6 protein-coding genes are annotated in these 11666 nt (G+C 62.0%); all 6 read right to left on the bottom strand.

Translation table 11 applies throughout. The features are described 5' to 3' along the window. Window positions 1-3: 3 nt before the first annotated feature. Window positions 4-2061, bottom strand: a complete 2058-nt coding sequence (locus ACFSDX_RS01450; protein ID WP_382311398.1) for a glycoside hydrolase family 88 protein — start codon at window positions 2059-2061, stop codon at window positions 4-6. Window positions 2062-2167: 106 nt separating this feature from the next. Next, the gene (locus ACFSDX_RS01445) at window positions 2168-4564 is read right to left on the bottom strand and encodes a glycoside hydrolase family 31 protein (protein ID WP_382311396.1); all 2397 of its coding nucleotides are present in this window, start codon (window positions 4562-4564) and stop codon (window positions 2168-2170) included. Window positions 4565-4647: 83 nt separating this feature from the next. After that, window positions 4648-6717 (bottom strand): glycoside hydrolase family 127 protein, encoded by a 2070-nt coding sequence (locus ACFSDX_RS01440; protein ID WP_382311394.1) that lies wholly within the window; start codon window positions 6715-6717, stop codon window positions 4648-4650. Window positions 6718-6902: 185 nt separating this feature from the next. Next, window positions 6903-7892, bottom strand: a complete 990-nt coding sequence (locus tag ACFSDX_RS01435) for a family 43 glycosylhydrolase (RefSeq protein ID WP_382311391.1) — start codon at window positions 7890-7892, stop codon at window positions 6903-6905. Between the two features lie 8 nt (window positions 7893-7900). Further along, window positions 7901-9958 carry a DUF2264 domain-containing protein gene (locus tag ACFSDX_RS01430; RefSeq protein WP_382311389.1) on the bottom strand — a complete coding sequence of 686 codons (2058 nt, stop codon included), beginning with the start codon at window positions 9956-9958 and terminating at the stop codon, window positions 7901-7903. Window positions 9959-10048: 90 nt separating this feature from the next. Continuing rightward, window positions 10049-11635: a RagB/SusD family nutrient uptake outer membrane protein gene (locus tag ACFSDX_RS01425; protein ID WP_382311387.1), complete on the bottom strand. Its 1587-nt coding sequence runs from the start codon at window positions 11633-11635 to the stop codon at window positions 10049-10051. Between the last annotated feature and the right edge of the window lie 31 nt (window positions 11636-11666).

Raw genomic sequence — 11666 nt, 5'->3', positions numbered from 1 at the left:
GGCTTATTGTTTAGCGGTGAAATGGTACATCTCACTGGCGGCCAGCAAGAACGCACCGACCCCAAAGTTGGCCGTCGAGTTCTTATCGACTACCTGCCCAGGGATGGCTTTTTCGCCGATGGGCTGCACGTAGCCCACGGTGCCATCGGGCTGCAAAGCGGTACCCGTGAGGTACTGCCAGCCGCGCTGGGCGGTAGGCAGGTACTCTTTTTTGTCGAGCACGCCGTGGTTGATGCCCCACAAATAGGCGTAGGTGTTGAAGGCGGTGCCGCTGGTTTCGGGGCCGGGAGCGTGCGCCGGGTCGAGCAGGCTGCGGGTCCAGTAGCCCTCGGGCTGCTGGGCTTTTTTGAGGGCGGCGGCCAGCCCTAGGTACTTAGTGAGGTATTCGGCGCGGTGCGGGTCAGTGGCGGGCAGGTCGGCCAGCACTTTGGCCAGGCCGGCAAATACCCAGCCATCGCCCCGCGCCCAAAAGTCCTTCTGACCGTTGGCCGACTTGTGCTGCGGGTACACGTACTTGGCATCGCGGTAGTAGAGGCCGGTTTCGGCGTCGTACATGATGCTATTGGCGTAGCCGAAGTACTGGTGCAGCTTATCCAGGTACTGCGGGTTTTTGGTAATGTTATAGAGCTTGGTCATCACGGGCATCACCATGTAGAGGCCGTCGGCCCACCACCAGTAGTCGTTGCGCTGGGTGCTCATTTCGTACTCCATCACCTCGCGGGCGCGGGCAATGCGGATGGGCTCGCGCTTGATTTTGTAGAGGTCGGCGTAGGTCTGGAAACAAATCTGCCAGTCACCAAACAACACGTAGTCAGGGGTTTCGCCATACTTATACTGCCAATTATCTCGGTCGGTTGAGGTGGCGCCCTGCCACTTGTTATACACGGCCCAGTCCTCGGCATACTGGCGGTACTTCTTGTTTTTGGTCACGGCGTAGGCGGCCATGTTGCCGGTCTGGTAGGCGGCGTGGTCCCAAAACGAGCGCACCTGCGCCGGGTGCTCGGCCTGCCAGTGGTCGTTTACTTTCGTGATGAGGGCCAGCACCTCCGCTTTCTTGGGCGGGGCCAGCCCTAGGTTACCGCCGCTGGGCCAACGCTTGGCGAGGCGCGCGGCCTCGGCGGCCGTGATAGGCAGCACGGTGCCGTGCCGCGGGTGAAAATCCATGCTGATGTCCTTGTCTACCACCGCAAAGTGCTGAAGGTCGCTGGTGCGGGTAAACTGGTACTTGCCCTTGGTGTAGAGGTCGTACATCAGGATGTAGTCGTTCGAATTATTGAGCTTGAAGGTACCGGCGCCCTCCACCGGGTCCTTGGTTTGCTGCACGTAGGGGTCGCGTAGCACGTAGCCGCTGGTCAACTTATCCGACACGGCGATTTTGATGCCGTTGCCGTTGCCTTCGGTCTTGAAGAACAAGTAAAACATGCCATCCTTCGCCACAATGTCGCCGTCTATGCACGAGCCGTTGGTGGGCGAGAAAAACAGCTGCTTGGGCTCGCCCTCCAGGTCGGTAAAATCCTTGTTGGCGTAGGCGTAGTAGATTTTGTCGGGCTCCGAGCCGTGCTGCAACGAGAAGTACACCAAGTACTTCTTCGCCTGGGCGTCGTAGATGGTTTGCGGCGCCCACACCCGTTTCAGGTTCTCCTGACCCGCGTAGCGTTTCTGAAAATTGATGGTGCTGTGCATCCAGTTTACCAAGTCCTTGGACTTGAGCAGCACCATACCGCGGTTTGAACTCCAGCCCTTGGCCGATACCATGTCGGTGGCCACCATGTAGAACGTCTTACCATCGTCCCCACGCATGATGTGCGGGTCGCGCACGCCGCCCGTCTCGCTGATGGCAGCCGAGCTGACGACCGGCTGATTACCATTCAAGGCGCGGTAGTGGTAGCCATCGGTGCTGAGCGCGAAGCGGATAGCTTCCTCCTTAATATCGTTGCCAGTGAAGTAGGCGAAGAGGTAGGCGCTGGTTGGGTCGGCTTTGAGCGGGCGGGCGGTAGCGGGTGCGGCCAGGGCACCTAGGGCGCTCAGCAGCAATAGAAATAGGTGAAGGGGACGTTTCATCAACTGAATTGGGGGTAGGCGGCACTGCTTTTTGTAATCGTGTCATGCTTCGACTTCGCTGCGCTGCGCTCAGCATGACACGATTCTTTCACTTATATCCTCTCACTTACAGCTTAACACTCGTTTGCTTGCCGGCGTATTTCACTTCCTTGGCGGGAGCATCATCGGCCCCTACGCCGGTGCCGTGCTGCTCATCGACCAGGATGACACGGAAGGTGCGCGCCTGTTGCATGCCGGTAAAGGAGCCGGCGCGGTTGTAGAAGGTGAGCTGCCGGGCCTTATCGTTCCAGCGCAGGCGGATGGTAGCAAAGGCGCCTTTTTCGTAGTTGTAGTTGTCGTTTTCGTCCTCGTAGAGCGTGAATTCGCCGTTGGCGCCGGGGTAGACACGGATTTCGAGCGGGGCGCCATCCTTCTCGCCCGTGTACTGCTGGCGCGGCCCTAGGGGCAGCACCGAGCCGGCGCGCACGTAGAGCGGCAGCACGTCGATGGGCGTTTCGCGCCGCACGGTTTGGCCGCCGGCCTGGCGCTTCCCGGTCCAGAAATCGACCCAGCTGGCGCCGGTCGGCAGGTAGACCTCCACGTTTTTCGTTTGGGAGAAATCAGCCGGTACGGGCACGTTTTTGTCGGGCCGGTTCACGTACTGCGCCTCCGTGACGGGGCGCACCAAAAAGGCGGGGCCGAACAGGTACTCAGTGCTCAGGTCGGCCACCTTGGCATCCTGCGGGAAGTCCATGGGCAGGGCGCGCAGCAGCGTGCCGGCGCGGCTGGTCACGCTCCACATATTAGAGTAGAGGTAGGGCAGCAGGCGGTAGCGCAGGTCGATGTACTTGGCTTGCGCATCGAACGCCCAGGAGCCGCGCTCGCCAAACTGGTAAATCTCGCGCGGCGTGCCCTCGCCGTGGGCGCGCATCATGGGCGTGAAGGCCGCGAACTGCTGCCAGCGCGTAAACAGCTCCTGAAACGCGGGGTCCTTCACGCCTTTGGGGTACTGCCCGTTGGGGAAAAACCCGCCGATATCGCAGTTCCAGTACGGCAGGCCGGCCATACTCAGGCTGAGGGCGGCCGGGATTTGCTTGGCCAGCACGTCCCAGCGCGAGTCTACGTCGCCCGACCACGTCATGGTACCGTTTCGCTGCTGCCCGGCAAAGGCCGAGCGCGTGAGGATGAACACGCGCTTATCGCTAGTGGCCTGGCGCTGATGCTCGTACACGCCGCCGGTGGTCACGAGCGGGTAGGCGTTGCGCATCTTGCGGAAGCTGCCCAGGGCCGTTTCGTTGTCGTCGTCAGTGTCGAAGGGCTGGAGTTGGTCGGGCTCGGTGGCGTCCATCCACCAGGCATCCATGCCGAGTTTGAAGATACCCTGGTTCAGGTACTTCCAGTAGATATCGCGGGCAGCGGGGTCGAAGGCGTCGTACACCTTCACGTGCGGCGTGCGCGGCCAAGTGATGAAGTCGAAGAGCATGTCCTTGCTGGCCAGCTCCTGGTAGGGCTTGCTTTTCCGGCCAAAGGAGGGCCAAATCGAAATCATTTGGTGGGCGTGCAGGGCGTGCACCCGGTCTAACATGGCCTGCGGATTAGGGAAGCCGGGGTTGTTGAAGGCCATGTCGTTCCAGAGGTCGTTGTCCTCGCCCCAGTACTGCCAGTCCTGCACGATGCCATCGAGCGGCACGCCCAGGGCGCGGTATTTTTCGACTACGCCCACCGTCTCATTCTGGCTGCGGTAGCGCTCTTTACTCTGCCAAAAGCCCAGGGTCCAGCGCGGAAACATCGGCGCCTGGCCCGTGAGCTGGCGGTAGCGGGCCACCACGCCATCGGCCGTGCCCTGGCCATTGAGCAGGTAGTAATCGACGCAGTCGCCAATCTCCGAATCGAACACCGTGCCGGCGGCCGCATCCGTGAATTTGGTGGTGGAGTAGTTGTCCCACAGCACGCCGTAGCCCCGGCTGGAGTGCAGCACGGGCAGTGCGATATCGAGGTTTTTCTGCTTCAGCAGCACCTCTTGGCCGCGGTAGTTGAGGTGGCCATCCTGGTGCTGGCCCAGGCCATACACTGCCTCGCCCGGCGCCAGCTGAAAAAGCTGCCGCACGCGGTAGGTCGCGGTGTTCAAGTCCTTTTTGGCCGTAAAACGCGACCCTAGGGCCTGCTCGCTCAACAGCGGCTGGCCCTGGGCCGTGCGAAAGCTCACCTGCCCGGTTTTCTCATTCACCACCACCTGGGTAGTCGGGCTGCTGATGGTCACTTGGCCGTTTTTAGCGCTGTATTTCAGCTTGCCCGGCGCGGGCGCCTGCACCACTACCAGGCTCTTTTTCGCCGTTTCCTTGGCCCTAGGCTGCTTGAGCACGCGTACTATTTCGGGCGAGTAAAACTGCACCTCCACCGTGAGCGAATCGGTGCTGACCCGCAGGCCAGTAGCCGTGGGCTGGTACTGCTGGGCGTGGGCGGCGGACGAAAGAAGCAGGCCCAGGCCGGCCAAAGGCAGAAAACGAGTAAGTAGGTACGTCAAGACGGGTGGGAAATGAGGTTAGGTTAAGCAACACTGCCCGCCGTGCTTGGCATGAGCAAGCACGGCGGGCGGGCGGGCGGGCACTATTTGCTGCCGCTGGGCACTTCGGCCGGGCGCGTCACGAGGTCCACGTCCACTATTTTGGCCGGAAACCAGACGGTCATTTCGCCCTTGCCACGGTTGGCCCAGGCGTAGTACGGGATGGCGGTCAGCGTCTGCGGCACGGTCTGGATGGTGCTGGCGGCAGCATCGACCTGCACGGCGGGCACGGTGGCGGTGAGGGTCGTCACGCCATTGAGTAGCTCAGGGCGGTAGGCGGCGGTGAAGGTGGCCGTGGGCGGCACCACGAAGTTGCTGGCTTTGCCCTGGTTATCAGTCCACTCGGCGCAGTACATCAGCGGGCCGCGCTGCAAGGCCACCTTGCCTAGGTCGTCTTTTACATTGGGGTTGGCCACCACGCGGCGCACGTCCATGGGCAGGGTCATTTCGACCACGTCGCCCTTGCGCCACTTGCGCGGCAGCACGGCGTAGCCGTTGCGCAGGGTGTAGGCGGTGGGCTTGCCGTTTATCTTAATGACTACTGGCTCTTTAGCGGGCGTGGCGAAGGTGTAGAGGTTGGAGGGCATGGCCTCGCCCCGCGCCCAGCCGGGCACGCGCACCAGCAGGTTGAAGTCGGCGCTGGCGGCCGGATTCACCACAAATTTTAGGGCGCCGTCCCAGGGGTAGTTGTTTTGCTGCACCAGCTGCACCGGCTTTTTATTCACCGTCAGGTTGGCCGTACTGCTCACGAACAGGTTCACGTACAAGTCTTTGTCGTGCTGACCGTACACGTAGCCGGGCAGGCTCGGGAAGAGCCGCGCCAGGTTGGTGGGGCAGCACGAGCAGTCGAACCAACCCGCGCGCGCCGGCTCGGTGTCCTTCGACCCTTGGCCGCCCTTTATCTGCATGGCGTTGGTGTAGAAGAACGACTTGCCATCGAGCCCTACCCCCGAAATCAGGCCGTTGTAGAGCACTTTCTCCATGATGTCGGCGTACTTGGCGTCGCCGTGCAGCTGGAACATGCGCTGCTGCCAGTACACGTCGGCCACCGAGGCGCAGGTTTCGTTGTAGGCCGTGGCGTTGGGCAGCTCGTAGTTGGCGCCGAAGCGCTCGCCGCTGCCCACCGCGCCGGTGCCGCCCTGCACGTACATCTTCTTGGTTACCATGTTTTTCCAGATGGTATCCACGGCGGCCAGCAGCGGCTTGTCGCCGGTGAGGGCGGCCACGTCGGCCATGGCCGAGTACAGGTATTCGGCGCGCACGGCGTGGCCTTCAGCCTCGGTTTGGGCGACCACGGGCTTGTCGTCCTGCCAGTATTTACCGTTTTTCCACTCGTCCTCGCTCTTGAGGTCGTAGCCCTTGTACTGCCCGCGCTGGTCGAGGAAGAACTTGGCCGTGTTCAGGTATTTCGCCTGGCCCGTCACGCGGTAGAGCTTCACCAAACCCATCTCCACGATTTCGTGACCGGGCGCCACGGCGCGCCGGCCGGGGCCGAATACCGAGCACACCAAGTCGGCGTTTTTGAGGGCGATGTTGAGCAGGTTTTTCTGGCCAGTAGCTTGATAATGAGCCACGGCGGCTTCGTAGAGGTGGCCCGAGTTATAGAGCTCGTGGCTGAGCTCGCGCTCCTTTTCCCAGCGCTCCTTGCCGGCCCAGCTGTGCGGGTGGGCGGGGTCGATGGTGCGGGCCGTGTAGAGGTAGCCGTCGGGCTCCTGGGCGGCGGCCACCTTCTTGATGAGCGCATCGACGTACTCCTTCAGGTGCTCGTCGGGGTACAAACTCAGCGAGTACGACGCGCCCTCGATGGTCTTGTAAATGTCAGTGTCGTCGAAGGGAAAGGTGGTGGCAAACTTGCCCGTGTGGGCCGCCGCCATCTCGAAGTTCTTGACCCGGTTGGTAGCCTCGCAGCGCTGAAACGACGCCGGAATGGTAACGTCGGTATTGGTTTTGAGGCGCGGCAGCCAGAAGTTATCCGTCAGCTTGACTTGCGTGAACGACACCGGCCGGATGGGGTAGTCGGCCACGGCCTGGGCTTGGGCAGCCCCCGCTGCCCCTAGGAGGCACGAAGCGGTGGCAAAATGCTTTACCCGCTGAGTTAAAGAAGCGTAACGCATGTAAAAAGTGGGGTGGGATGTAGAGAAAAAGGCATTCAGCTACCTACTGACGCTAGACTGACGCTAGGTACTGGTAATAATCGCAACCGAACAAGGGCAGCAATTTACACAATCGTTTGTGCATTGTATGCAAAAAAGATTGGGTTGTTCTTTACTACAGGGCGGTAAATTCGTCGGCCTGGTGCCTAGCGTCGTTTGGCCCCCGCGGGCTTACGAATCTTGGTGGCCTTCACCGGTTCAAAAACATTGACCGGCAAGATATTGCCCGCCGCATCAAAGCGCATGGGCGACACGCAAGTTTCGCGGTTGAAGCCATCGCCGCCGGGGATGATGAAGCGGTGGTAGGCGATAAACCACTGGTCGGTGCCCGGCACCTGCACCACCGAGTGGTGGCCGGCGCCCTTCACCACGCCGCGGCCGTGCAGCACGGGCGGGCCGCTGGCCTTCACCCAGGGGCCCATCGGCGAGTTGGAGGTGGCGTAGGCCACCGAGTAGCGCGGGTCGCGGGTGTCGTACTCGCTCCACATGAGGTAGTATTTGCCCCGGCGCTTGAGCACGAACGGGCCTTCGTTGTAGCCCTCGGGCTTGAACTCGACCACCGTGGCGGGGTCGTAGCTCGTCATGTCGGCGTTCAGCTTCACCACGTGGCACTGGCCCTGACCCCAGTAGAGGTAGGCGCTGCCGTCGTCATCGACTAGCACCATGGGGTCGATGGCCTGGCCGCGGTAGGCGTCCTTGGCCACCAGCGGCTTGCCAATGGGGTCTTTGAAGGGGCCGGTGGGGCGGTCGGCCACGGCTACGCCCACGCTCTGGGCGGCCGTGTAGTAGAAGTAGTACTTGCCGTTTTTAGTAGCCATGGCTGGGGCCCAGGCGTTGCGATTGGCCCAGGTGAGGTCGCGGGGCAAGTCCAGAATGACGCCCTCGTTCTTCCACGTTTTCAGGTCCTTCGACGACCAGGCGCTGAACGACTTAGCGCCCCAACCCTCGATGCCATCGGTGGTGGGGTAGAGGTAATACGTGTCGCCATAGGCCGCGATGTGCGGGTCGGCATTAGGGCCGGGTAGGGCGGGCGCCGGGGCGTGCAGGGTGTCGGCGCCGAGGGTGGCCTGGGCCTGGCTAGCGAGGGCTGACCCGCCCACTAGCAGGGCTGTTATCAAGAAAGAGCTTACGCGCATGTACTTGCTTATTCGGTGTATGTCAATTCCTTGCGGCTACCATCGGCCATCGTCACGGTGGCGCCAGTGCCAGTGGCGGCGGGCCGCACCTGCCGAACGGGCAGTAATTCGGCATCGGCGAAGGTAGTGCCCGATTTTTTCCAGAGCAGCAGCGTGGCGTAGAGCTTGGGGCGGGCGGCGGGCGCGGTGCTACCCAGGGCGTTGAGCACGGTGCTGGTTTTGGCAGTTGGGTGCAAGCCGCTGGCTTCCACGGCTTCGACCTGGTTCCAGCCGCTGAGCGATACTAGGGCCAGCTGGTAAGTGCCGTTGTCGATAAGCTGCACCGCGTGGCCCTTTACCTGGCGGGTAGTACGCCGGATGGTGCCCGTGAGGTTGGGCAGCGCGTAGTGACCTAGGCGCAGGGCGGTAGCCTCGGTGCTGGCGTTTTGGTCCACGCGCAGGATGCCGTTGGGCAGCGGCAGTTCGGCGAGGTGCAGCTTGATGTTTTTGTTGGTTTCCAGCTCGGCGTCGCGGTAATACACGCCGTTTTCGTACTTTTTGAAGGTGTAGAGGCGCAGCGGCTCCCACTTGTCCTGCTTGTTTTTGAAGACGTAGTTCATGGCTACCTCGCCGTTGGGGCCGTCGGCCTGCCACGGAAAGGCACTGTTGTAGCTCAGGCGGTTGTAGTTTTCGTCGCCGCGGTAGGGGTCGCTAGCCGGCTGGTGGGGCACGTCGCGGATTTCGGCGGCGCCGATATTGGGGTAGTCGGTCACCAGCATATTCGGCCCCGCCTCAAACTTGTTGACTACCGTGCCGGGCTTAAACTCGCTGGTCCAGGGCCCCTCGTTTTCGGTGGCGGTCCAGAACGGCGAGTCGGCCGGCACCAGCAGCCCTAGAAAGGCTTTGGCCATCCAAAACACGCTGCCCCGGCAGCTGTACTGCTGCACGGCGGGGTCGAAGGGCCCGTAAAACCCTAGGGTCGGAATATTATCCTGCAAGAAGTCCGGGTTTTGCAAGAATTGCAGCATGGTGCCGGAGGCGATGCGCCGCATCCAGCCGAAGTTGGTGCCGGCCTCGGGCTGCAAGCCCATGAGCGGAAACGGTACCACCGCCGCGAAGCGGTACATGATGCTGCGGCCCCACATTATCATGCTGCCATCGCGGCCGAACTGGTAGGGGTAGGTGTTTTTGAGCGGCGCGAAATTCTCCGCTAATTGCTTGGCTACCTCGGGGTAGTGCTGGCGCCCGTAGTAGTGGCTCCAGAGCCGGCCGTACATCTGGAAGGCCCACATGCTGTAGTAGTCGAAGCTCGGCGCATCGTCGTACCAGCCCTCGCCTTTGTAGTGGGTCAGTTGCTTTTGCAGGTATTCTTGCAGCAGCTTTTCATTAACCTGGTAGCCCCGGCTTTGGTAAAAGCTGAGGATGAAGATGTTGAAGTAGCGCCAGTTTTGGGGCACCGTGGGCCCGTCGCCGTAGCTGAGCATGGTGGCGGCCAGGGCTTTTTTGGTGGCCTCGGGCAGCGGGTCCCAGAGTATTTCGGGCGCCGCAAACAGTGCCACACTCAACCCGCCAAACTCCACCAGGTTTTGGCTGGGGCCGCCATCCTTGGCGCGGGGCGCGATGTAGCTGGGGCTGCTGGGGTTCACGAGCAGGGCCAGCTGGTGGCGGTAGTAGTCGCCTACTTTCACGCCGTTCAGCATAAGGCTAGGGTCTTCTTTAAGCAGCGGCGCGGCCATGAAAAGCGTGCGGCACAGGCCCTCCAGCTTTTCGGTGGGCACTTGGCTGGCGGTGCGCGGGTAGCTTTTACCCGGCTGCTTCACAAACTGCATGGGGTCGTCTAGGGTCCGCACGTAGCTGAAGGCGCCGCTAAGCAGGTAGCGGGCGGCATCTTGCCAGTGCCGGCGCGTGAGGCCGGTGTAGGGGCTCAGCTTGTTATCCGGGTTTTGGACCTCGAAGGCGGGCAGCCGGGTAGTAGGCGGCGCTACGTGGGTGTCAAAAAACGGGGCGGGTGGGGTAGGCAGGGCTTGGCCCAGGGCCAAGCCGGGCAGGGCGACGAGCACCCACCCTAGGGGCGACAATACTTTCATGGGCGACGTAAATAACGGACCAAACGCAAATGAGCCGGGGCCAACCCCTCCACAAGGCGACCCCGGCTCGACCGGTAACTAGCCCACCAGCTAGTAACCCGGGTTTTGCGTCAGCGACCCGTTGGTGTTCAGGTCGATAGATGTCTGCGGAATAGGCAGCAGCAGGTTTTTTGCCGCCAGCCCCGTGATGGAAGCGCCGTTTAGGCGGATGGCCCGCTCGATGAGCGTGCCGGTGCGCAGCAACGTGAGGCGCCGCTGCTCCTCCCCCACCAGCTCGCGCACGCGCTCGTCGAGGATGAAGTTGAGGTCGATTTGGCTGGCCGTGACCTGGGCCGCCCGGGCGCGGGTGCGCAGCGCGTTGATGCTGGTGGCCGCGCCGGCCGTGTTGCCTTGCTTAAACTGCGCTTCGGCCAGCAGCAGGTAGGTTTCGCCCAGGCGCATCATGGTCAGGTCCTTGATGGTACCAAAGCCGAAGGTATCGGTAGGGTCAAACTGATTCCACTTGGTGGTGTAGGGCGTGATATAGAACACGGTATCGGTGCCTGTGATGCCCGTCACGCGCCGGCCAAACGTAGCCGTTTGGGTGGGGTCGTTGTAGTAAAAGCGGCGCTTGAGGTTAAAGCGCGAGTTGCGCATGTCGGCGTTTTCGTTGGCGGGGTAGAGGCGGTAGTCTACCCACTGGCTCAGGCGCATCCGGCCAATGCCGCGGCCACCGAGCGAGTCGGCCAAAGCCATCCCCTTCACGTTGTAGTAGGCCGGCACCCACATGCGGCGCTGCTGGGCGCTGGTAGTGCCGCCAGGCACGAGCAATTGCTGCTCTTCGGCCCAAATCACCTCGGTATTACCCTGACTACGGCGCTGATTACCAACAATAAACATATCGGAGAAGTAGTCGCCGGGCAGGCTGGCCCGCACGCCGTAGCGCGCCGACACCAGACGGTACTGCCCGCTGTTGAGCACGGCCTGCAAGGCAGGTTCGGCCAAGGCCGGCTGACCAGTCCGCAGATACACCTCGCCGAGCAGTTGCTGGGCCGCCGCCTGCGTTATGCGGCCCGAAGCTGCCTTATTGGCCAAGAACAAGCTCGGAATAGCCGTCGTCAGGTCGTTGATGATAAAGGTATTGACCGTGGCTAGGGGTGAGCGCGTAAAGTCGGTGCGCGGCGTGCTCACGGGCTGGTCTATCAGCGGCACGTCGCCCCACAGCGTAGCGAGGAAGTTGTAGGCGTAGGCCCGGTAGAAGCGCGCCTCGCCGCTGATGCGGTTTTTGTAGCCCTGCCGCAGCGTAGCGGGTGCGGCAGCCGCCCCCGCAATTATCTGGTTGCAGTTGTTGATGGTGCGGTAGGCCCAGCTCCACATAACAGCGGCAGCCTGGTCCTGCGAGTTGAGCTGCGTGTAGTTGTAGTACGGAATTTCCGCCCCCTGCACCTGGCCCGGAATGGCCACATCGGTGCCCAGCTGCATCATACCCAGCAGGCCCTGCTCGTCGGAGCGGGTGTACTGCTCGCGCACCACCGACTGCAGGCCCGCCATCGCGGCCTCGAAGCCCAGCGAGTCGGTGAGCACTGTTTGGGGCGTGTAGAGCGAGGCGGGGGTTTCGTCGAGGTAGTCTTTTTTACAAGAGCTAAAGAGCTGGGCCGTGCCCAGCAAACCAATGAAAGCTAGTGATAAGCGCTTCATAACAAATAAGATAAATCGGGTGGGGAAGAAG

Source organism: Hymenobacter bucti, from assembly GCF_042681145.1.
GTDB lineage: Bacteria > Bacteroidota > Bacteroidia > Cytophagales > Hymenobacteraceae > Hymenobacter > Hymenobacter bucti.
Note: the sequence above shows the minus strand (reverse complement) of the source record. Positions and strands in the feature narration are given on the sequence as shown.